The 23,326-nt window shown below is 52.4% G+C and carries 19 protein-coding genes; 10 read left to right on the top strand and 9 right to left on the bottom strand.

Going from position 1 to position 23,326, the window contains the following annotated elements; all coding sequences use genetic code 11:
• Positions 1-165: 165 nt before the first annotated feature.
• The 3 genes from malM to malK all read right to left on the bottom strand — a co-directional run bounded on the left by malM (position 166) and on the right by malK (position 3,770).
• Positions 166-1,113, bottom strand: a complete 948-nt coding sequence (gene malM, locus FDX24_RS12205; RefSeq protein ID WP_061067019.1) for a maltose operon protein MalM — start codon at positions 1,111-1,113, stop codon at positions 166-168.
• Positions 1,114-1,226: 113 nt separating this feature from the next.
• Positions 1,227-2,582 carry a maltoporin gene (locus FDX24_RS12200; RefSeq protein ID WP_048213936.1) on the bottom strand — a complete coding sequence of 452 codons (1,356 nt, stop codon included), beginning with the start codon at positions 2,580-2,582 and terminating at the stop codon, positions 1,227-1,229.
• Between the two features lie 78 nt (positions 2,583-2,660).
• Positions 2,661-3,770 (bottom strand): maltose/maltodextrin ABC transporter ATP-binding protein MalK, encoded by a 1,110-nt coding sequence (gene malK, locus FDX24_RS12195; protein WP_005132674.1) that lies wholly within the window; start codon positions 3,768-3,770, stop codon positions 2,661-2,663.
• A 361-nt stretch (positions 3,771-4,131) separates the two neighbouring features.
• Between malK and malE the strand changes: the two genes are divergently transcribed.
• From malE to xylE, 4 genes are all read left to right on the top strand, one after another.
• Positions 4,132-5,322: a maltose/maltodextrin ABC transporter substrate-binding protein MalE gene (gene malE / locus FDX24_RS12185; RefSeq protein WP_048213937.1), complete on the top strand. Its 1,191-nt coding sequence runs from the start codon at positions 4,132-4,134 to the stop codon at positions 5,320-5,322.
• 186 nt (positions 5,323-5,508) lie between these two features.
• Positions 5,509-7,053 (top strand): maltose ABC transporter permease MalF, encoded by a 1,545-nt coding sequence (malF, locus tag FDX24_RS12180; protein WP_115644065.1) that lies wholly within the window; start codon positions 5,509-5,511, stop codon positions 7,051-7,053.
• Between the two features lie 14 nt (positions 7,054-7,067).
• Positions 7,068-7,958 carry a maltose ABC transporter permease MalG gene (gene malG, locus FDX24_RS12175; RefSeq protein WP_016155340.1) on the top strand — a complete coding sequence of 297 codons (891 nt, stop codon included), beginning with the start codon at positions 7,068-7,070 and terminating at the stop codon, positions 7,956-7,958.
• A 334-nt stretch (positions 7,959-8,292) separates the two neighbouring features.
• On the top strand, positions 8,293-9,768 hold the full coding sequence (gene xylE / locus FDX24_RS12170; protein WP_003031675.1) for a D-xylose transporter XylE: 1,476 nt from the start codon (positions 8,293-8,295) through the stop codon (positions 9,766-9,768).
• 42 nt (positions 9,769-9,810) lie between these two features.
• Here the strand turns inward: xylE and psiE are convergent, their stop codons facing one another.
• The 6 genes from psiE to pgi all read right to left on the bottom strand — a co-directional run bounded on the left by psiE (position 9,811) and on the right by pgi (position 16,258).
• Positions 9,811-10,221 (bottom strand): phosphate-starvation-inducible protein PsiE, encoded by a 411-nt coding sequence (gene psiE, locus FDX24_RS12165; protein WP_003031674.1) that lies wholly within the window; start codon positions 10,219-10,221, stop codon positions 9,811-9,813.
• Between the two features lie 145 nt (positions 10,222-10,366).
• Positions 10,367-12,463 (bottom strand): YjbH domain-containing protein, encoded by a 2,097-nt coding sequence (locus FDX24_RS12160; protein ID WP_115644067.1) that lies wholly within the window; start codon positions 12,461-12,463, stop codon positions 10,367-10,369.
• Positions 12,463-13,200, bottom strand: a complete 738-nt coding sequence (locus FDX24_RS12155; RefSeq protein WP_137364375.1) for a capsule biosynthesis GfcC family protein — start codon at positions 13,198-13,200, stop codon at positions 12,463-12,465. The genes FDX24_RS12160 and FDX24_RS12155 overlap by 1 nt, the downstream gene beginning before the upstream one ends.
• Entirely contained in the window at positions 13,197-13,835 is a 639-nt protein-coding gene (locus tag FDX24_RS12150; RefSeq protein ID WP_212732651.1) for a YjbF family lipoprotein, read from the bottom strand. Before FDX24_RS12150 ends, FDX24_RS12155 begins: the two co-directional genes overlap by 4 nt.
• Positions 13,836-13,898: 63 nt before the next feature.
• Positions 13,899-14,141 (bottom strand): exopolysaccharide production protein YjbE, encoded by a 243-nt coding sequence (gene yjbE / locus FDX24_RS12145; RefSeq protein ID WP_116360982.1) that lies wholly within the window; start codon positions 14,139-14,141, stop codon positions 13,899-13,901.
• Between the two features lie 470 nt (positions 14,142-14,611).
• Positions 14,612-16,258: a glucose-6-phosphate isomerase gene (gene pgi / locus FDX24_RS12140; protein ID WP_101742882.1), complete on the bottom strand. Its 1,647-nt coding sequence runs from the start codon at positions 16,256-16,258 to the stop codon at positions 14,612-14,614.
• Between the two features lie 305 nt (positions 16,259-16,563).
• Between pgi and lysC the strand changes: the two genes are divergently transcribed.
• The 6 genes from lysC to FDX24_RS12110 all read left to right on the top strand — a co-directional run bounded on the left by lysC (position 16,564) and on the right by FDX24_RS12110 (position 23,268).
• Complete coding sequence (lysC, locus tag FDX24_RS12135) at positions 16,564-17,913, top strand: lysine-sensitive aspartokinase 3 (protein ID WP_101742883.1); 1,350 nt, start codon at positions 16,564-16,566, stop codon at positions 17,911-17,913.
• Between the two features lie 92 nt (positions 17,914-18,005).
• Complete coding sequence (panS, locus tag FDX24_RS12130; RefSeq protein WP_115644073.1) at positions 18,006-18,944, top strand: ketopantoate/pantoate/pantothenate transporter PanS; 939 nt, start codon at positions 18,006-18,008, stop codon at positions 18,942-18,944.
• A gap of 244 nt (positions 18,945-19,188) precedes the next feature.
• The gene (locus tag FDX24_RS12125; RefSeq protein ID WP_170973067.1) at positions 19,189-20,775 is read left to right on the top strand and encodes a PTS sugar transporter; all 1,587 of its coding nucleotides are present in this window, start codon (positions 19,189-19,191) and stop codon (positions 20,773-20,775) included.
• Positions 20,776-20,802: 27 nt separating this feature from the next.
• Complete coding sequence (locus tag FDX24_RS12120) at positions 20,803-21,642, top strand: histidine biosynthesis protein (RefSeq protein ID WP_044702272.1); 840 nt, start codon at positions 20,803-20,805, stop codon at positions 21,640-21,642.
• 17 nt (positions 21,643-21,659) lie between these two features.
• The gene (locus FDX24_RS12115) at positions 21,660-22,523 is read left to right on the top strand and encodes a Cof-type HAD-IIB family hydrolase (protein WP_137364373.1); all 864 of its coding nucleotides are present in this window, start codon (positions 21,660-21,662) and stop codon (positions 22,521-22,523) included.
• Complete coding sequence (locus FDX24_RS12110; protein ID WP_005132777.1) at positions 22,510-23,268, top strand: DeoR/GlpR family DNA-binding transcription regulator; 759 nt, start codon at positions 22,510-22,512, stop codon at positions 23,266-23,268. The genes FDX24_RS12115 and FDX24_RS12110 overlap by 14 nt, the downstream gene beginning before the upstream one ends.
• Positions 23,269-23,326 lie beyond the last annotated feature (58 nt).

Below are 23,326 nucleotides of genomic sequence, written 5' to 3'. Positions count from 1 at the left end.
TCATAACCTGAAGGCATTGTATCGCAGAAAAGGCTTTGCGGGGTGAGCAAACACGATTAAGTGATCGGTAGGGCAACATAAGTGTAACAAGTAGCATCGAAGGATAAAAAAAGGTGCGCCAGGAGACGCACCAGTTGTTGCAAAATCAACAATGTGGGGAGATGGTTACCCCTTGCCTTTTACACTGCTGATAAAGGTGGAACGGGCAGATTTGGATCCCAGACGTTCAGCTTCATCAAGCAGCTTCAGCGCTTTATCAACATCACCTTTCGCCACGGCATCCTTAATCGCCTGGTTAAAATAGTTCTCAGTGTCATTCAGCATCGGCTCGCTTTTCTTCACCGGTTGCGGTGCCGGTGCGGCTACCGCGGCAGCCGGGGCTGCATAGGCCACCGCAGGTGCAGCGGTATTACCCACCGTCACCGGACCCGGGCCAGAGGAGCCAAACAGCGGCCCAACCAGCACGCTGGAGGTGCTGTTAGTTTTCACCTGCAGTTTCACCAGACCATCGGTAGTATGGCGGGCAATCGGATCCGGAATATCCGGAACAGCATTGCCCACGCCCTTGGCATACGCTTTCGCCGGGTCAAGCAGCGTGGTGGTCTGTTGGAGATCTTTATCAGTAGTAAAGACCAGAACATAAAGCTTCTGCTGTCCCAGCGCTGGCGTCAGACGCATCACCCCTTCCAGGCGATCCGCACTCATCACACCCGGTGCCTGGTAGGTAAAGTAGCTGCTGGGGAAGAACGCAGATGGCGTCATGTTCTGATCAAGAATTAAAACGTTTGGCGCAAATACGCTGGTTTGTTGGTTAACTTCACTGCTCAGCGTCAGGGTCAGTTCACCAATATTGGCCGGTACGCTATAGGCGGCAACCGGGCCGCTAATACCGGCAATGTCCAGACGCTGTCCCGCTGTCGCCAACGGGGTTGACTGGGTTTTCGATTGGTCGACGGGCGTCCAGGCCAGTTGTTGCAACGCAGCCGTCGGAATCGACGGTGCAGCTGCGGTGTCCTGCGGAACGATATTCACATCGGCCAGGCTGATTCCGGGAACGCTGGCAAATAACCCTGCCGATAAACAAAGGGCAACGAGACTTTTCTTCATTTTCATTGTTATCACCTCAGATAGCATGGGTTCAGCGGTGGCCAGGCAATAGCGCGCTAAACCGTAAGTAAGAGGGGCTTACGCCCCTCTTTAGGTCATTACGTCAGGTTAATGCTGGATTACCACCAGATTTCCATCTGGGCACCGAAGGACCACTCGTCGCTATCGCCACGGCTGGTTGTGCTGATACCGGAGTTGGTTGCAGCAGCATATTTAGAGACCTTATCTCCGTTTTTCACGTAGCCCCATTCTTCATCCCATTTGGCATAGGTTGCAAAGACGCGGATTGCCGGACGAGACCAGATGCTGTCGCCTGCCTGCCACTGTTGCGCCAGGGTGATTTTGTATTGGCTGTTGCGATCGCCAGTCTGTTGAGATTTGACGTTGTCGTAGCCGACTTCCATCAGGGTGCTCATGATTGGCGTCCATTTGTACATCGGACGAATACCCACGGTGTACCATTCAGTACCCAGGTCGTTATCCATGTCGATATTCTGATACATACCGACGTACATCAGGTCCCACTTGTCGCCCAGAGAGATAGCACCGTGGTCAAGTACGCGCACCAGGCTACCGTTGTTATTGATGTTGTTGTTTACATGATGGATAACGGGATCATTTGGTGTTGCCTGGGTATCGAAGGTTGAACCGTAAGTACCCTGCGAGCCACCTTTACCCTGCGTGGTCATCGCGTCAGTTGCATACTGAACCACAAACTTGTTATAGCCCTTCAGCATGCTCTGAGTATGTTCTGCAGTGAACATCCAGCCATCTTTAGAAGCGCTATCCGCGTAGCTATAACCGTCAGTTTTATTCGCACGACCGTAGTCAACACCCAGCTCCAGCATGCCGTCCGGGTTAATGGCCATCTGCGCTAAACGCATGTCGAATACGTCGTTCGCGGTATCTTTGGATGTGTCGTAGATATTCTGGCTACTGAAGGTGTAAGAACCACCCGCTTCCTGAGAACGGGTTGCGGCCAGAGACAGCTTACCAAAGCCCAGATCGATGTTTTCAATACCGGCACCAGGACCTGAAATATCCCAGTAGTAGAAGTCGATCATATGGACGTCATGACGCTGATAGAAACGTTTACCGGCCCAGATGGTGGAACCCGGCAGCCATTCAATCAGGTTTTTACCCTGCACGTTGGCTTCGCGGAAAGCAGGATCGGTCGCTTCCCAGTCATTCTGCTGTGCAACAGAGTAGGCAACGTTAGTGTCGAAGTAGAAGCTCTTATCGCCTTCTTTCCACACTTCCTGGCCCAGCTTAATTTCGGCATAGGTTTCACATTCGTTACCGAGACGGTATTTACTTTGGGCACCGGTTGCCTGGAAACATTGTTGTTCGCCGCCACTACCCGTCCAGCCGATACCGGAACGAGCATAACCATGGAAATCGACAGCCATTGCCTGAACAGACATAATGCCTGCTGCCACAGCAACCGCCAGAGGAAGTTTGCGCAGAGTAATCATCGTTCTATCTCCTGAGATCATTGCTTTTCTTTAAACGCTTCACCTTGACGGTTTTGCGCTTTTTTTTAATGGGATACCTTAAACGCCCGGCTCTTGATGCAACCGACGACATGCAGTGCCATCCTCACGGAACAGATGGCAACGCTCTGGCGGCAGGCCGATAGCGAATGTGGCACCCTCTTCTACCAACACCACGTCGTTCTGGCGGTAAACCAGGTTCTGACGGATGGCGGGGATCTGGATATGGATTTGTGTTTCGTGACCAAGCTGCTCGACTACCTGTACTTCACCTTCGAGGGTGACATCAGCAATATCGCTGGGCAGCAGATGTTCCGGGCGGATACCTAAAGACATATTGGCGCCGACCTGCACCGCACGGCTTTCCACTGGTAGCCATATTTGCTGGCGGTTAGGCAGCTCAACCTGAACCTGATCGATCGCCGTTGCCGTCACTTTCACCGGCAGGAAATTCATCTTTGGCGAACCAATAAACCCGGCAACAAAGCGGTCAGCCGGGTAGTGGTACAGCTCCAGGGGTTTACCTACCTGCGCGACGCGGCCGGCATCCAGCACCACAATTTTGTCGGCCAGGGTCATCGCTTCGACTTGATCGTGGGTGACGTAAATCATCGTGCGGCCAAGACGCTTATGCAGGCGGGAGATTTCAATGCGCATCTGGACGCGCAGTGCGGCATCGAGGTTTGACAGCGGTTCGTCCAACAGAAAGACTCGCGGCTCTGCAACCAACGTTCGGCCAATCGCCACACGCTGACGTTGTCCACCAGAGAGCGCTTTGGGTTTGCGCTCCAGCAGATGGGCCAGTTGCAGCACTTCTGCGACCTGATTAACACGCTGGTTCATCACCTCTTTTTTGGCACCTGCCAGCTTGAGGCCGAACGACATGTTTTCGGCGACGGACAAATGGGGATACAGCGCATAGGACTGGAAGACCATCCCCACGCCACGTTCGGCGGGCGGAATGTCATTCATCCGGGTCTCCCCGATAAACAAATCACCACTGGTGATGGTTTCAAGTCCGGCGATCATACGCAGCAAGGTTGACTTACCACAGCCTGACGGTCCGACAAACACCACGAATTCCCCTTCGTGAATGTCGAGATTGATATCTTTCGATACCACCACGTCACCCCAGGCTTTCGTTACATTTCGCAGCTGTACGCTCGCCATGCCCTTCTCCCTTCGTTACAACCTGTCATCGACAGCAACATTCATTGATGGATTGACTATGCGTTATCCCTTAACGGCGTGAATCCTCCACCCCCCGGCTTTTTTATGGGGGAGGAGGCGGGAGGATGAGAGAGCAGCGTCTGAGACCCTGGCTGTACGCCGTGGAGGAATTTCGTGATGTCGCTTGCAAAAATCAGTGGGTTTTTATGTGCGCCAGTACGCATTACTCACATTTATGTAACACAGATCACATAAAGAATGGGTGGGGCGTAGGGGTAAGGAGGATGGAAAGAGGTTGTCGTATAAAGAAACTAGTCACCGTTAAGCCACCTCTGCAAAATCACCAAACAGGATGGGAACTATGAAAATCAAAACTGGCGCACGCATCCTCGCATTGTCCGCATTGACGACGATGATGTTCTCCGCCTCGGCTCTCGCCAAGATTGAAGAAGGTAAGCTGGTTATCTGGATTAACGGCGATAAAGGCTACAACGGCCTCGCTGAAGTGGGCAAAAAATTCGAGAAAGACACCGGGATCAAAGTCACCATTGAGCACCCGGACAAACTAGAAGAAAAATTCCCGCAGGTTGCCGCGACCGGTGATGGCCCGGACATCATCTTCTGGGCACATGACCGCTTTGGCGGCTACGCGCAGTCTGGCCTGCTGGCTGAAATCACCCCGGATAAAGCGTTCCAGGACAAACTCTACCCGTTCACCTGGGATGCCGTACGCTACAACGGCAAACTGATTGCTTACCCAATCGCGGTTGAAGCGCTGTCGCTGATTTACAACAAAGACCTCGTGCCAAATCCACCAAAAACCTGGGAAGAGATCCCAGCGCTGGATAAGACACTGAAGGCGAAGGGTAAATCTGCGCTGATGTTCAACCTGCAAGAACCGTACTTCACCTGGCCGCTGATTGCTGCCGACGGCGGTTACGCGTTCAAGTTTGAAAACGGCAAATATGACGTGAAAGACGTGGGCGTGGACAACGCTGGCGCGAAAGCGGGTCTGACCTTCCTGGTTGACCTTATCAAGAACAAACACATGAACGCGGATACCGACTACTCCATCGCAGAAGCGGCCTTCAACAAGGGCGAAACGGCGATGACCATCAACGGTCCGTGGGCGTGGTCGAACATCGACAAGAGCAAAATTAACTACGGCGTAACGCTGCTGCCAACCTTCAAAGGCAAAGCGTCTAAACCGTTTGTTGGGGTACTGAGCGCCGGTATTAACGCCGCCAGCCCGAACAAAGAACTGGCGAAAGAGTTCCTCGAAAACTACCTGCTGACCGACCAGGGTCTGGATGAAGTGAACAAGGACAAACCGCTGGGTGCCGTGGCGCTGAAATCCTTCCAGGATCAATTAGCAAAAGATCCACGCATCGCCGCCACCATGGATAACGCCCAGAAAGGCGAAATCATGCCGAACATCCCGCAGATGTCCGCATTCTGGTATGCCGTTCGTACCGCAGTGATCAACGCAGCCAGCGGCCGTCAGACCGTCGATGCCGCGCTGAAAGATGCACAAGGTCGTATCACCAAGTAATACGGTTTCCCTTATTTCTTAGGGAATCAGGTTTATTGAATACGTTGTTACGCGAAATCATTCGCGCTACATCGAGGCGGCAAGGAGGCAAATCCCCAGGAGCTTACATAAGTAAGTGACTGGGGTGCGCTTCCGCAGCCAACAAAGAGGTAGTGCGAAGGATAAAGCGTAAAGAGGAAGATCCCCATGGATGTCATTAAAAAGAAACACTGGTGGCAAAGCGACCGGCTTAAATGGTCAGTGATAGGTCTGCTTGGGCTGCTGGTCGGTTACCTTGTTGTTTTGATGTATGCTCAGGGGGAGTACCTGTTTGCCATCATGACGCTGATTTTAAGCTCTGCTGGCCTGTATATTTTCGCTAACCGTAAAACCTATGCCTGGCGTTATGTTTATCCTGGCGTCGCTGGTATGGGGCTGTTTGTTCTGTTTCCATTGGTTTGCACCATCGCAATTGCCTTTACCAACTACAGCAGCACCAACCAGCTGACCTTTGAACGTGCTCAGGAAGTCCTGATGGATCGTTCGTATCAGGCTGGTAAAACCTACAACTTCGGTCTGTATCCGGCGGGTACGGAGTGGCAACTGGCGCTCACCGACGGTGAAACCGGCAAAAATTATGTTTCCGATGCCTTCAAATTTGGCGGCGAACAGAAACTGCAACTAAAAGAAACGGATGCCTTACCAGCGGGCGAACGTGGGACGCTGCGCATCATCACCCAGAATCGCCAGGCGCTAAACCAATTGACCGCTATCCTGCCGGATGAAAGCAAAGTGATCATGAGTTCACTGCGCCAGTTTTCCGGCACGCAACCGCTCTATACCCTCGCTGACGACGGCACGCTCACCAATAACCAGAGCGGCGTAAAATACCGCGCCAATAACGATATTGGTTACTATCAGGCGATTAACGCTGACGGTAGCTGGGGTAGCGAAAAACTCAGTCCAGGCTATACCGTTGCCATCGGCTGGGATAACTTCACCCGCGTGTTTACCGACGAAGGCATCCAGAAACCGTTTTTCGCCATCTTTGTCTGGACGGTGGTCTTCTCCGTTCTGACAGTGATCCTCACCGTTGCTGTGGGGATGGTGCTGGCCTGTCTCGTACAGTGGGAGTCTCTCAAAGGCAAAGCGATTTACCGTGTCCTGCTGATTCTTCCGTATGCCGTACCGTCGTTTATCTCGATTCTGATTTTCAAGGGCTTATTCAACCAGAGCTTTGGTGAAATCAACATGATGCTGAGCGCACTGTTTGGTATCAAACCGGCCTGGTTCAGCGACCCAACCACCGCACGTTCGATGATTATTATCGTCAACACCTGGCTCGGTTATCCGTACATGATGATCCTGTGCATGGGTCTGCTGAAAGCAATTCCTGACGATCTGTATGAAGCCTCGGCGATGGATGGCGCAGGCCCGTTCCAGAACTTCTTTAAGATAACGCTACCGCTGCTGATTAAGCCGCTAACGCCGCTGATGATTGCCAGCTTTGCTTTTAACTTTAACAACTTCGTGCTGATTCAGCTGTTGACCAACGGTGGCCCGGACCGACTTGGCACCACCACGCCAGCCGGCTATACCGACCTGCTCGTGAGCTACACCTACCGTATCGCCTTCGAAGGCGGCGGCGGACAGGACTTCGGTCTGGCAGCGGCGATTGCCACGCTGATCTTCCTGCTGGTGGGTGCGCTGGCGATTGTTAACCTGAAAGCCACACGAATGAAATTCGACTAAGGAGGGCACGGAATATGGCTATGGTCCAACCCAAATCTCAGAAGCTACGTTTATTGACCACGCACCTTCTGCTACTGATTTTCATCGCGGCGATCATGTTCCCGCTGCTGATGGTCATTGCTATTTCGCTGCGCGAAGGTAACTTCGCCACCGGTAGCCTGATCCCGGAAAACATCTCCTGGGAACACTGGAAACTGGCGCTGGGCTTTAGCGTTGAGCACGCAGATGGCCGTGTGACGCCGCCGCCGTTCCCGGTACTGCTGTGGCTGTGGAACTCAGTGAAGGTGGCCACCATTACCGCGATTGGTATCGTGACGCTTTCCACCACCTGTGCTTACGCCTTTGCCCGTATGCGTTTCCCGGGTAAAGCAACCCTGCTGAAAGGGATGCTGATTTTCCAGATGTTCCCGGCAGTACTGTCTCTGGTCGCCCTGTACGCGTTGTTTGACCGCCTGGGCCAGTACATTCCGTTTATCGGCCTGAACACGCACGGCGGCGTGATCTTCGCCTATCTTGGCGGTATTGCACTGCATGTATGGACGATTAAGGGTTATTTCGAAACCATCGACGGTTCGCTGGAAGAAGCGGCCGCGCTGGATGGCGCAACGCCGTGGCAGGCATTCCGCCTGGTGCTGCTACCGCTTTCCGTTCCGATTCTGGCGGTGGTATTTATTCTGTCGTTCATTGCCGCTATTACCGAAGTCCCGGTCGCGTCACTGCTGCTGCGTGATGTGAACAGCTATACCCTCGCGGTAGGTATGCAGCAGTACCTCAATCCACAGAACTATTTGTGGGGCGACTTTGCCGCCGCAGCTGTACTTTCCGCCATTCCGATCACGCTGGTATTCCTGCTGGCGCAGCGCTGGCTGGTCAACGGCCTGACCGCGGGTGGTGTGAAAGGTTAAGTTTCATCAAAGTAGTTGTGTTACCCCGCCCGGCAACGGGCAATGCCACTGCAACCCTCAACTTATGTTATCCCAACCTGTGACTGTTATTCGGCGCTCTACGGAGCGCCCTTTTTTTATGTTATTTTGCATTACCGTTATGATTATTTCCTTTCGTGCTCTCCATCACTGCAATTCTATTTTTCGTCTGGAAATAAACTAATTAAACGGAATTAAGATCACAGAAAAGACAAAACGTAATTGCAATGTAAAAAATGATAATTGTCTTCCCTGCCTGTTAAATTCACCATCACAGCACTGATCAAAAGAGCTGTACCCTCTAAGGCAGGTCTGAATGAACACTCAATATAATTCCAGTTATATTTTTTCGATTACATTAGTCGCAACTTTAGGAGGACTATTATTCGGTTACGACACTGCGGTCATATCCGGAACGGTAGAATCCTTAAATACCGTATTTGTCGCTCCACAACACTTAAGTGAATCCGCCGCCAACTCATTGTTGGGTTTTTGCGTCGCCAGTGCGTTGATTGGCTGCATCATCGGCGGTGCGCTGGGCGGGTATTGTAGTAACCGCTTTGGTCGCCGGGATTCGCTGAAAATCGCTGCGCTGTTATTTTTTATTTCCGGCATCGGATCCGCATGGCCAGAATTAGGTTTCACCACCATTAACCCCGATAATGCTGTGCCTGTTTATTTAGCAGGATACGTCCCCGAATTCGTTATTTATCGCATCATCGGTGGTATTGGCGTAGGTTTAGCCTCAATGCTCTCACCTATGTATATTGCTGAGCTGGCTCCGGCACATATTCGTGGGAAATTGGTTTCCTTTAACCAATTCGCGATTATTTTTGGCCAGTTACTGGTGTATTGCGTTAACTATTTTATTGCCCGTTCAGGCGACGCCAACTGGCTGAATACCGATGGCTGGCGATATATGTTTGCCTCCGAAAGTATCCCCGCCCTGCTGTTTTTACTGCTGCTGTATACCGTACCAGAAAGCCCACGTTGGCTGATGGCGCGTGGCAGACACGAACAAGCAGAAGGTATTCTGCGCAAGATTATGGGTAGCACTCTCGCCACTCAGGCCATGCAGGAGATTAATCAGTCACTCGAGCATGGGCGCAAAACCGGTGGTCGCCTGTTGATGTTTGGTGCAGGCGTGATCGTTATCGGCGTGATGTTATCCATCTTCCAGCAGTTTGTCGGTATTAACGTCGTGCTGTACTACGCACCGGAAGTCTTCAAAACGCTTGGGGCCAGCACCGATGTGGCGTTATTGCAGACCATTATTGTCGGCGTGATCAACCTGAGCTTCACCGTGCTGGCTATCATGACGGTGGACAAATTTGGTCGCAAACCGCTGCAGATCATTGGCGCTCTGGGCATGGCCATCGGTATGTTCAGTCTCGGTACTGCATTTTATACGCAGGCTTCCGGCCTGGTGGCGCTGCTGTCGATGCTATTTTATGTCGCGGCATTCGCCATGTCCTGGGGACCGGTTTGTTGGGTGTTGCTGGCAGAAATCTTCCCGAATGCGATTCGCGGTAAAGCGCTCGCCATTGCAGTTGCGGCCCAGTGGCTGGCGAACTACTTCGTCTCCTGGACCTTCCCAATGATGGACAAAAACTCCTGGCTGGTTTCCCATTTCCACAACGGTTTCTCCTACTGGATCTACGGTTGTATGGGCATCCTGGCGGCGCTGTTCATGTGGAAGTTCGTGCCGGAAACCAAAGGCAAAACACTGGAAGAACTTGAAGAACTGTGGGAACCCGCCGCAGAGAAAACCCAGCCTGCCTCTGCGCAGTAATCCTGACCTGCAACACGCCGCCCCAACGGCGTGTTGTTTTTTTTACTCTCGCTTCAGCCGTTTGGAATTACACAGCCACAGGGTGATCACCAGCAGCAGGATCGCAGCAGAATAGATCAGCACATCCATCGGCGCTTTATGATCGACAATGATCAACCGCACAATCGCAGTGATCCCGATATAGACAAAGTAGCGCAAAGGAAAGTGAAACCCTGACTGAAAGTACTTCACAATCAACGCGATAAATTCAAAATACAGAAAGTAAACCACCAGTCCTTCCACCAGCTCATATTTGCTGGTTTGTTCCGGCGCGAACAGCACATCTGCCAGATGCAGCGTTTCTTTCCCGAGGAATACGACCAGGATCAGGCCCAGACTCAGCAGCCCCAGATTCAGCACGGTCTGCAAGATGGTGGAGATAAACTCCACGCGGGGACGAGATAGCGACGTCATAACAGCACCTCTTACTCAGTGGCGAGGTTCCTGTATAACGCAAAAATGTGACAGAGATCTACATTTTTTGTTTATATTTTGTTCGCATGACGGTTCTTGCCGGATGCCCGGTAAGCGTAGCGCCACCGGGCGATCAACATTCACATCACCGAAAATTCTCACTCCTGTCACTGGTCATATCGTACAGACCGAACTTACGCCCTAGCTGCTGACCGCCATCACGCGTTAACGGTGTCCAGCCTATCGCCGCGCGACTGCGGGTTGGGCCTGACGAGAACAGATCCAGCGGCACGGAAACGTACACCCCTTTAGTAAAATCACCCTCGCCGTACTCATCCGGCGAGGCATTAGTGATAGTCGCATAACCGCCAACAACCACGCCGCTATCGAAGCGTTTCGCAATTTCCAGCGTGCCGCCCTTATCCCCCGCCAGATATTGCCCCACGCTGGCTTTCACCAGAACATCCTGAGCAAACGAAGGATTCCAGTAAGCCGTCAAATGCCCGGTCTTCACGCTGTAGTCGGTGAATTTCATCATGTCCTGTGCGCTACGCCAGTCACGCTGTTTCACGTAGTTGGCGTCAATGCCAAACGCCCAGTTGCTGTCCAATGGACGGTACAATACTTCCGCGCCCGCCCCGCCATACATGGTCTCCAGATAGCCGCCGTAAACCTGTCCGTAAAACCCGTTCCCGAGTGACTGGAAGTAATTGGCCTGCAGGTTATTCACGTAGACGTCGTTCTGTACATACTCACGCACATGGGTACGCACCCGCGGTAAATGCGAATCCTGCGGCGGGTTGGTGTAGTTAAACTTGTCATAGTTATTGGCGAGGTTGGCGAACAAACTCCCGGTGGTCAGCAGATGATCGGTCACCCACCAATCTGCCGTGCCCATCACGCCCAACTGATACATATAGAAATTTTCCGGGCCGCCTACCGACTGGTTAAGCACCGGATCGATGTGGAAATCGAAGCGCGACTTATCGATATACCAGCCCTGCTCGGTCGTTTTCGGCACTACGGGCTCAACGCGTTTTTGCGCCAGTTGAGTCTCATGGCCCAACGGCTCGCCTTCCAGATGGCGCTTCAGGCTGGAAACATCCGTTTCGGTCGTCACCTGCGGCAAGTTAAGGCGATTTTCCGTAATACGGATCGTGCGGATCCCGTCGGGAAGATCGTTCATCACGATCCGGTTGGCACGCTCGATCCCCTCGCGCGAGTCACGGTATTTCACCTGTTCGCCTGTTACATACAGCGTATCGCCCTGCACCTGGATTTTAGGATCCGCCAGCCCGGCATTATATTTCAGCAGCGTTAGCTGATTCGCCACCACCGAATGTTGCAGGATGGCATCCTGCGGCTGCGGCTGATATTTCGGGCGGGCGTTGTCGTTATAGTGTGGTCGCAGATCGTTAAAGTTAGTCCGCAGCGTGACCCCAAACATAAAGGTATTGCCGCGCTCATAGCTGAGGTTAACGTCGGCCCAATCGGTGACGCGATAAATAGCGCCGACGTTAAACTTGCTCTTCTGATCCAGCTTGCCCGCAAAATCCTGCTGATAATTATTTCCCTCGTACTCCAGCTTCAGGCGCAGCGGCTGCCAGGGAGTCTGATACTCTACGCCGCCAAACAGCGATGCCGGGCCGTGGAACATCTGGCTGCCGTCAATGGAACCCGCCTGCTTGTAGCTGTTATCGCGATGACAGAATTTATCGCTGTATGAACAAAATGGATTGCTGACGTTGCCGCTGGTCCCGAGGTATCCCCAGCCGAGACCGAGCGAGAAATCAAACGGTCCCCAGGCTTTGTTCGCCACAATATACTCCGCATCAAACAGGCCCGTTCCGCCTATATCGCGCGCGCCAACTGCCACCTGCGGCATCCAGTAGCTCTCTTCCCACAACCGCAACTTCAGGTCGAACGCCTTATCCTTGTATGTCTGATCGCCTGAAAACGACTCCACGCTGCTGTATTTTTTGGTGCGCACATCGGTATAGCGCAGGGTCGTTTCCAGCCACGGGAACAGTTGCACCGACGCGGAGTAGTAGCGGTACTGATCGTTATCGCGGTAGTTAAGGCTCATTTCGCCCTCACGCGCCATGCGTGCGGTTGGGGTTTGCAGCAGCCCCACGCCGCCAAAATCAGACTGGGAAGGACCAATCGGCGCAGGATACGTTTCACCGTGACAGGCCGCACTGATCCCCAGCGCCAACAGGCTGAGCAGATAAGTTTTTCTCATTATTCGGGTATCCGCTGGGTCAGGGTGCGAAGAATGTCGGCATTGATTTCATCCGGGGTGCTGCTCCAGACAGAGTCCGACAGCCCGACAAAAATGATGCTGCCGGGCATCGGCTCAATGTGACGTTTGTTCCAGTAGGCGACCGGCACTTTTTGTGTGCGTCCGTTGGGATAGACAACCCAGGCGTAGCTACGATCCGCGCCGCTGAGCCGATGCTGCCCATCGAGATAGCTGGCAACATCACGTCCGGGTATAAACGGCTGTTTACCCGGGTGGCTTAGCAAACCCAACAGCGTGATATCCGTGGGCTGCGGCCCAACCCACAGCGTGTAATTGCCCTGCAGCGGCGGGTTGCCTCGCTCGCTGACGCGTACAACATCCGGGTCGAGATTAATCGTCTGTCTGCCGGTCACCTTCAGCGCCTGAATTTGCTGGCGTAACGCGTTGATAGCCGCGGCATCATCACCGCTTTCTCCAGCACTCAACGTCGCCAGACGATCCAGTAATGCCTGCTGCTGACGTTGTGCCTCAGCCTTTGCCCGCTCTTCGCCAATCACCGCACCTGGCCACCAGCTATTCGCCAGCTTCGGTTGACCCACCAGATCGACCAAATGCTCCGCGCCGGTCAGCGTTTTTGCTTCGGTGCTGCCTGTCGTGATCACTTTTACACTGCCCGCAGCAAAAACAGATGCCGCGCACAGGCTGAAGGAAAGCGCGGTAATCATTCGTTTCATCATGATTTTGCCGCCTTAATCAGCGTAGTTTTCACCGGGAATAAACTTGCGCCAAGATACTGTTCTGACTGGCGAATCATGCCGTCACTGTCTACCCAGTAACGGTTATGCCAACGCGTTTGTTCGGTGGTGACGTCTTCATCGAGGATGCGTACCGGCGTTTCATCGCTGCCGACCTTGATGGTGTCAGCGTCATCCCATGTGAAAACCGAGCGGGCGGTGGCATAGCGCGCCTGCTGATGCTCGGTCCAGCCCATCGTACGGGACCACGTTGCGCCATCGACTATCTGATTGGGCTTACTGAGCGGGTCGGCAGCCAGATTATTCACCTCGATGAGGTTGTCTCCGTCGAGCTGTGTTTTCACCAGTCGCCCATGTTGCGTCACGAGAATGGCCCGATCCTGAGTCACCCATTTCTGCTGTCCGTTTTCCGCAAACGCGAGTACCACAAACAGCTGGGGACCACCGTTGAGCTGCATATACTGGCTGGCGTAAGGCATATTTTGGATTTCATCATCCGTCATCTGTACGCCGGGAGTCCCAAATACGCTATCCCACAGCGAATGCCCCAAACCTTCGGTGGTGGCTGAGCACGCCTGTAGTAACAGACAAACCATTATGAGCGCGGGTCGCTTCACGACGTTTCTCCAGAGAGGCAAAATAACCACACCGAAGTGTGGTTAGAATTAAACGTACCGGTATTACTGGGTACTGGTGGTTGTCGTGGTAGTGGTTCCGGTATTAGAACCATCGCCGCCACCGGTTGCCGCCAGGGCAACCCCCACCGCAGAACTTACGGTGCTCACGCTGGTCGCGGAGGAACTTCCCGCCGAAACCGACGCGGCAGCCGACCCTGCAGCCTCACCCACCTGAACGGGGGCGGCATAGACAGACATCGCCGCAAGCGCAGATATAGCCCAAAGGCCATACACAACTTTTTTCATCACAAATTCCCTTCATTGCATGAATGGAGATTTACCCAAAAGAATTTCGGGCGAGATCGAGTATACACAAGCCAAAGTGATCAAATTACGCCACAGGGGAATTTAGGATAATTAGATAGCGAGAGAGAAAACGATTAACAATAAATAATAAAAACAATTAAATTCAAATAGTTAAAATATAATAGTAAAAACACAATATCCGGTAAATCTTAAAACATCAGAAACAGGATAACGTTGAACATATTATTTTAGGATTAAGCTCAATTAAATTTTTAGGTAATAAGGTGGAGAAGTGGAATTATCTTATAAAAAAAGCTGATAATAATATCAGCTTCTATCACAGGTAATCTGCAAATTCATTCGAATTGCAGCAAGGCGGCAAGATCGTTAATCCCCGGGAGCATAGATAGCTATGTGACCGGGGTTAACGAACGCAGCCAACACCGCTGCGGTTCGAAGGAAGAAGCAGATTAGCGCCAGGACTTATAACGGTTAATCAACCCATTAGTAGAAACATCATGGGAAGAAACAGTTTTATCATCGTTCAGCTCTGGCAGAATGCGGTTCGCCAGCTGTTTGCCCAGCTCAACGCCCCACTGGTCAAAGGTGAAGATGTTCAGGATCGCGCCCTGAGTGAAGATTTTGTGCTCGTACAGCGCAATCAACGCACCCAGGCTGAATGGCGTAATTTCGCGCAGCAGGATGGAGTTCGTTGGACGATTACCTTCGAACACTTTGAACGGCACAACGTGCTCAAGCGTAGCCGGATCTTTACCCTGGTCGCGATATTCCTGCTCAACCACTTCACGAGATTTACCAAAAGCCAGCGCTTCGGTTTGCGCGAAGAAGTTAGACAGCAGTTTCGGATGGTGATCCGACAGCGGGTTGTGGGTGATTGCCGGCGCGATGAAATCGCACGGAACCATTTTGGTGCCCTGGTGAATCAGCTGGTAGAACGCATGCTGGCCGTTAGTGCCCGGCTCACCCCAGATGATTGGGCCAGTCTGGTAATCCACCGCATTGCCGTTACGGTCAACGTATTTACCGTTGGATTCCATGTTGCCCTGCTGGAAGTAGGCCGCGAAACGGTGCATATACTGGTCATACGGCAGAATCGCTTCGGTTTCGGCACCGAAGAAGTTGTTGTACCAGATACCGATCAGCGCCAGCAGCACCGGCAGGTTTTTCTCAGCCGGGGTGGTGGAGAAGTGTTTGTCCATCGCATGCGCGCCGGAGAGCAGCTCAACAAAGTTGTCGAAGCCTACGGACAGGATGATGGACAGACCAATGGCAGACCACAGGGAGTAACGACCGCCAACCCAGTCCCAGAACTCGAACATATTGGCAGTATCAATACCGAACTCGCCAACCGCTTTACTGTTAGTGGAGAGCGCTGCGAAGTGTTTGGCTACGTGCTTGTTGTCGCCAGCGGTCGCCAGGAACCAGTCGCGCGCGCTGTGGGCGTTGGTCATGGTTTCCTGGGTGGTGAAAGTTTTGGAAGCGACCAGGAACAGCGTGGTTTCCGGATTCACTTTTTTCAGCACTTCGGCGATGTGCGTACCATCGACGTTAGACACAAAGTGCATGTTCAGGTGATTTTTGTACGGACGCAGCGCTTCGGTCACCATGAACGGGCCGAGGTCAGAGCCGCCGATACCGATGTTTACTACATCGGTGATGGCTTTGCCGGTATAGCCTTTCCAGCTTCCGGAGATGATCGCTTCAGAGAAAGATTTCATCTTCTCCAGTACCGCATTCACTTCCGGCATCACATCTTTGCCGTCAACGATGATCGGCGTATTGCTACGGTTACGCAGCGCCACGTGCAGCACGGCACGGTCTTCAGTACGGTTGATTTTCTCACCGGAGAACATGGACTTGATGGCGCCGGCCAAATCGGTTTCTTTCGCCAGATCCTGCAGTTTAGCCAGCGTCTCTTCAGTGATGCGGTTTTTGGAGAAATCCACCAGCATCAGATCGTCAAACGTCGCGGAAAACTTCGTGAAACGATCGCTATCTTTCGCGAAAAGATCCGCGATAGTAACGTCTTTCATTTCTTCAAAGTGTTTTTGTAGTGCCTGCCAGGCTGAGGTCTGCGTTGGATTGATGTTTTTCATTAGCAATACTCTTCTGATTTTGAGAATTGTGACTGAGATCGATTGTAACGCCAGTCACAGAAAAGTGTGATTGTTTTAATGCCATTGCCAGGGCATCCGCCAAACGTGGCTAAAAAGTATAGCGGTTATCAGCGTTGTTATTAGTACCGTTACTCAACGCAGTTGCAGCATGAAAAATCCGCATAATCCCAGCGTTGACAGTGCAAGCTACACATTTTATTTATAAATACGGTATTTGCATTTGCGCCTGCACCAGTTTCCTTTGTGCCATGGTCGCTCTATTCATTCCCTGACACGAGGTAGTTATGACTGATGTAGTTGTCTCCAAGTTTGGTGGTACCAGCGTGGCGGATTTTGATGCCATGAATCGCAGCGCTGATGTCGTGCTTTCTGATGCTAACGTCCGTGTGGTGGTACTTTCCGCTTCTGCGGGAATCACCAACCTGCTGGTCGCACTGGCTGAAGGGCTGGAGCCAACCGCGCGCTTCGAAAAACTCGATGCCATTCGTCAAATTCAGTTCAATATTCTGGAACGCCTGCGTTATCCAAACGTGATCCGTGAAGAGATCGAACGTCTGCTGGAAAACATCACCACACTGGCAGAAGCGGCGTCACTGGCGACCTCAACCGCGCTGACCGACGAACTGGTCAGCCACGGTGAACTGATGTCTACCCTGCTGTTCGTCGAGATCCTGCGTGAACGCAACGTGCAAGCGCAGTGGTTTGACGTGCGTAAAGTGATGCGCACTAACGATCGTTTTGGTCGTGCAGAACCCGACGTCACGGCGCTGGCTGAACTGGCGACGCTCCAGTTGGCCCCGCGTCTGAGCGAAGGTCTGGTGATTACTCAGGGCTTTATCGGCAGTGAAGGCAAGGGCCGCACCACCACGCTGGGACGCGGCGGCAGCGATTATACCGCCGCCTTACTTGCAGAAGCCCTGCACGCAACGCGCGTTGATATCTGGACCGACGTTCCCGGCATCTACACTACCGATCCGCGCGTGGTTCCGGCTGCGCAGCGTATTGATGAAATTGCCTTTGAAGAGGCCGCGGAAATGGCGACCTTTGGCGCGAAAGTTCTGCACCCGGCAACCCTGTTGCCAGCCGTACGTAGCGATATTCCGGTGTTTGTGGGCTCCAGTAAGGATCCAAAAGCAGGCGGTACGCTGGTGTGTAATAAAACCGCGAATCCACCGCTGTTCCGGGCCCTGGCGCTACGCCGTAAGCAGACGCTGCTGACGCTGCATAGCCTGAATATGCTGCACTCTCGCGGCTTTTTGGCGGAAGTGTTCGGTATCCTGGCACGCCACAATATCTCGGTCGATTTAATTACCACATCCGAAGTCAGCGTGGCGCTGACGCTGGATACCACCGGTTCAACGTCCACCGGCGATACACTGTTAACACAGTCTCTGCTGATGGAACTGTCTGCCCTGTGTCGGGTTGAAGTGGAAGAAGGCCTGGCGCTGGTGGCATTGATTGGCAACGACCTGTCCAAAGCCTGCGGCGTGGGTAAAGAGGTGTTCGGCGTACTGGAGCCGTTCAATATTCGGATGATTTGCTACGGCGCGTCCAGCCACAACCTGTGCTTCCTGGTACCTGGTAGCGAAGCCGAGCAGGTGGTACAGAAGCTGCACCATAATTTGTTTGAATAATATTCCATCACGCGATAAACAATAACTATAGCCGGGCTCGAACCCGGCTTTTTTATAACAACACAACATCTTTAAATCGCAAGGAATACAATATGCTCGCTACTCTCACGCGGCTGTTCCCGTTATGGGCGCTGCTGCTCTCTGTTATTGCGTATTACACGCCCTCCACCTTTACGCCTGTCGGGCCATTAGTGCCGTCGTTACTGATGCTGATTATGTTCGGCATGGGCGTGCACCTGAAGGTGGATGATTTTAAACGCGTACTCTCACGCCCAGCCCCGGTCGCGGCGGGTATTTTCCTGCACTATCTGGTGATGCCGCTCGCCGCATGGATTTTGGCGCTGGCTTTTAATATGCCGCCGGAATTGTCCGCAGGTATGGTACTGGTCGGTAGCGTGGCCAGCGGAACGGCATCTAACGTAATGATCTACCTGGCGAAAGGCGATGTGGCGCTCTCCGTGACGATTTCATCGGTTTCAACGCTGGTCGGTGTTGTCGCCACGCCGCTGCTCACCCGTCTTTACGTCGACGCGCATATCCAGGTAGATGTGATGGGGATGCTGCTAAGTATTCTGCAGATCGTAGTCATTCCGATTGCTTTGGGCCTGGTCATTCATCATCTGTTCCCACGCGTCGTAAAAACCGTAGAACCGTATCTGCCTGCGTTTTCTATGGTGTGCATTCTGGCGATTATCAGCGCTGTTGTGGCAGGTTCTGCATCGCACATTGCGTCGGTCGGCTTTGTGGTGATTATCGCCGTTATTCTGCATAACACCATTGGCCTGCTTGGCGGCTACTGGGGCGGGAAACTGTTCGGCTTTGATGAATCCACCTGCCGCACACTGGCGATTGAAGTCGGCATGCAGAACTCCGGCCTCGCCGCTGCGCTGGGCAAAATCTACTTCGGTCCGCTCGCCGCCCTGCCCGGCGCGCTGTTCTCCGTCTGGCATAACCTTTCTGGTTCGCTGCTTGCGGGGTACTGGTCCGGTAAGGCGATTGAAGAGAAACCACACGCAGTAAAACAACACTAATCTTCATAAATGGAGGAGGCATCCTCCATTTCTCCCTACCTGCATTTGAACTCCATCACAAAACAACAAACATCCACACAAAACAAAATCTTAATTTATTCTTTTTATTTCAAGCAATTAATAAACAAACCCCATACAAATGGCAATTTACCTCGCTAATTTAATGTTGATTTGTTTTGTTTTAGTTGGGATTATGATTCCACTACAACACAAATAACCCCTTTACCCTATCTTTGAGGCCGCTATGAAAAAAATTGCGATTATTGGAAGCAGTGGAGGCAACCTCTACAACCTGGGTGGCGCAGAGCCAGAGAAGCTACTCCTGGAAATTTATCAGCAGTGCGAAGCCGCAGGTGTGGAAGTTGCCGCCGTGCAGTTTATCGCGGCGGAAGCCTCGATGGATGTTGCCAAACCCCACACAGCGGCATCCGTGTTTGCATTAACCAAAGAAAACCAACAAAAACCACAACGGATATTTCAGGGAAAACTTTCAGAGGTAAACGCTTCGGTGGTCGAAAGCGATCGCCAGATTGCTGAGATGATCCGTAGCGGCGCGATCGACGGGATCGTCGTGATGAGCGCCGATCCGGGAAAAGCGAACCACGAAGTCTTCACCGCTGCCGTTGAAATGAAAACGCCGATCGTTGGCACCGGCGGAACGTCAATGGCGCTGGTGGCCGCAAAAGGGGCAAATGTCGTCGCAACCTCGGGCACGACGGGTACCACCAGCCGCACCCGCGCAGTCTCCTTCGTGGCGTCTCTGTGTAAACACTGGGGCATTAAGTACAAGCCGCAGTTGGGTAGCGCTTCACCCTCCCAGGGTGGCTCCGGAAAGAGCCTGCTCAAACGCTTTAACATTCGCAGCATTATGATCCCTGCGCTGCCTGGCTTTATCGCGATGGCAATTGTTCTCGCCCTGAGCCACATCCCGGGTCTGGAAAAACTTAACGATATTTTTGAAATCCTGCTGAAAGGCCTGCCGGTATTGGTTGCCGTGCTGGCGGCAAAACAGATTTCTGAGCTGGATGAAGTCTCAATCGTTGCCGGGGTCGTCGCCGGGGTGCTGTCCGTTGAAGGGGGGCTGATCGGCGGGATTATCGGCGGATTGATGGCCGGGATTTTCGTTCGTTGGCTGTTTGAACTGTGCCTGAACTGGCGCTTTCCGATGACCACCGTCAACATCGTCGCCGGTGGGATTTCAGGTCTTGCCGCCGGGTTGATCATGCACTATCTGCTGAGTCCGCTGGCGCTGTCGGCAGGTAATTACATCAAACTGGCTATCGAAAGCACTCTGGCTTTCAGTCCTGTTCTTGCCGGACTGCTGGCGGGGTTGGTTATCTGGCCAGCCATCCTGGGCGGAGTCTACCACGCGGTCATTCTGCCGCTGGTTCTGCTGGAGATGGAAAAATCCGGCGTAAGCTTCCTCGGCGCAGTCGATATGGTGGGTCTGGTGATGGTTGCCGCAGGGATTAACCTTGCCAACGTTATCGCCCCTCGCGAAAAAAGTGAAGCCGCCGTCGCCACACCGGGGCTGCTTATTAACCTGGGTTTCGGAACCTTCGTGGAATCTGCCTATCCCTTCATGTTCGCCAACAAAATTGTCTTTGGCTCCGCCATTTTCTGGGCCGGAATGGGCGGCATGATGCTGGGCTTCTTTAACGTTAAAGGCGTGGCTTATGTTCCCGCTTTTGCCTCGCCATTCTTGTCCAGCAATGCGCTTCAGATGGCTATCGTGATGATCACAACAATGGCGATGACCTGTATTACCACCGTTATTGCTAACCGTTTTAAGGCTGTCGTACAGAGCGAACCTGCAGCGTCAGCCCGTTAATTAATGCACCAACACCAGAGGTACACCATGTTTAAAGGCGATATGAATAAAAAACGCGCCAAAGCGTTACAGAAAGTGAAAGATGCCATTGCGCTCCACGGCGGACAAACCATCCTCAGTACGGGGATCACTGGCGACGATGCGCGTCTGGCGAAAGCAGTGTGTGAGGCTGGCGTTAAGCTGCTGGAGCCAAACCACCCGGCACTGGCGCTGGCGCGTGGACACAAAGGCGTGAGCAATATGCATGCAGCAGAGCAGATCCGCCATGAAATCACCAACGGGCAAATGGCTGAAGCGGTACACGGCGTGCGTAACGTGGTTCCTGACGATATTTTCATTACCGTGGGTATTGCGGGAGGTTTTACCGAAACCTTGCCCGTGCCGCTCAGTGACACTGAGATTCTGGAGATTGCCCGTGCCGGAGCCGATGGTTTGCACACGCATAAATCCGACTGGGACGATCTGCAGGATATCGTTAATCTCGCCCATCAATATGGTCTGACCGTTGACGCCTATATTGGTCACCCGGACGATCTGCATACTTTCGGTATTCCTGCGCGTACGCCGGAAGAGGTTTCCAGCGTGGCGAAGCGGATGCAGGAAATTGGCGTCGATATGATCGGCCTGATGACCGGTATGAGCTATGAAGGCGTAGCAGCAGGCGACATTCCACAGGCCATTAAAGAAAGGCTGCGAGCGCTGGTTGGCGCGGTTGATGTACCAACGCTGGCAGAAGGCGGTATTAACCTCGCCAACGCCAAAGCGTTTAAAGATACCGGGGTCAATATTCTGGTCGTCGGTACGGCAATCGACAATATGGTCTGCAACGCCGCCAAAGAGGCCGTCACACCGTTTATTGCTCAGTAAACGCAGAGGAAAGAGAAATGTTGCTGGTGACCGATCTGGATGGAACGTTACTGACATCGCAGAAAACAATCAGCCCGCGCACGCGTCAGGCGCTGATTGAGTTCCGCCAGCGTGGCGGTCTGCTGGCAGCCTGTTCCGCCAGGCCGGTCTCCTCTATGCTGCGCCTGTTACAACAGCAACAGGTAGATAAATTGTTTGCCTGGTGCGCCGGTTTTAATGGCGGGCAAATTCTGGAGATGACGTCGCAGCATATTATTCATACTGCGACACTCTCTTGCATGGATCTCCGGGAGATTGACCGATCTATTTCTCTTTCCTGCTACCCCCATCATTTTTTTAGCGCCGATGCTATTTATCATCGTGATGACCGACTCGTAGCACCATGGACGACTTATGAGGCCAACTTATTTGAGCTACCCTTTATTTCGGCAACGCCTGAATATATTTTTAATCAGCATGACATTTATAAGATCACATTAGTGGCAGAACAATCAAAAATAAATGCATTATGTACGGCAATGATCAATGAATTGCCCTGTGGTTATATGGCGACAATCACCGGGGGGAATTATATTGACATCCAACGAACTGAAATAAACAAAGGCTATGCTATAAACATGTTAAGGCAACAGCTAAATATAGCGACCGAACAGGTTACGGCGATTGGCGATCAGCAGAACGATATCAGTATGTTTACCGCTGCGAACATCGGTATCGCCATGGGCAATGCGCCTGATGCAGTAAAACAACACGCCAGCTATGTGACGGCCTCTAATGATGATGAAGGTATTGTCTGTGCGCTGGAGTGGTTGCGTTGCTTTGCGCATCCAGTTACCATGCGCCAAAGCACGACATTGGCGGAAAATAATGAACCCGATTAAAAGAAGAAAACATATTCTTGATGAATTAAATAAGTTCGGTGAAGTCACAGTCATCAAATTATCGGAAACGCTAAAAGTTACATCAGAGACCATTCGCCGTGACCTCTCGATACTGGAGTCCGAAGGACAAATTACCAAAATCCATGGCGGGGCTGTCAAAAAACAGGTCGTTCAGGAAGATGAGTTCGGCGCGCGGATTGATATACACCGTGATGAAAAAATGGCAATTGGTAAAATTGCCGCCACGATGGTTAGCGAACGCGATACGCTGTTTATTGACTCCTGTACGACTAACTTAATTCTTGCTGAACTATTACCCCCACTCGCTTATTCTGTTATTACCAACTCAGCGTTAATTGCGGATAAAATTAAAGAGCATAATCTTCAGGCCCGCGTTTACGTCTTAGGCGGTGAATATGACTACCATTTTCGCGCCAATCTCGGTGTCTCGGTTTGTCAGCAAATTAACGCCATTCACGCCGATATCTGCTTCATTGGCGCAGGTGGAATTTCGCCTCAGCATGGAGTGCTAGTAAAAAGTTTTGATGAGGCGTACGTGGCGAAGTCCATGATTGCCATGAGCAAAAAAGCGGTAATTCTCGCCGACCATACCAAATTTGGTCAGGATGGGGTGATGTGTATCGCCACGTTAAAAGAAATCGATAGCATCATCACGGATAAAGGATTCAAAACAACGGGTTATACCCAGCAGGACTTTGGCGGGAAATTACGTATTGCCTATTGAGCGCTATCAGCCTGACCAGGATTACCGTACACTGAGAATATCGGCTAACAGAGGGCAC

The organism is Citrobacter sp. wls716 (genome assembly GCF_005280975.1).
GTDB classification, from domain to species: Bacteria; Pseudomonadota; Gammaproteobacteria; order Enterobacterales; family Enterobacteriaceae; genus Citrobacter; species Citrobacter youngae.
This window is presented reverse-complemented; position numbering and strand designations above follow the sequence as displayed.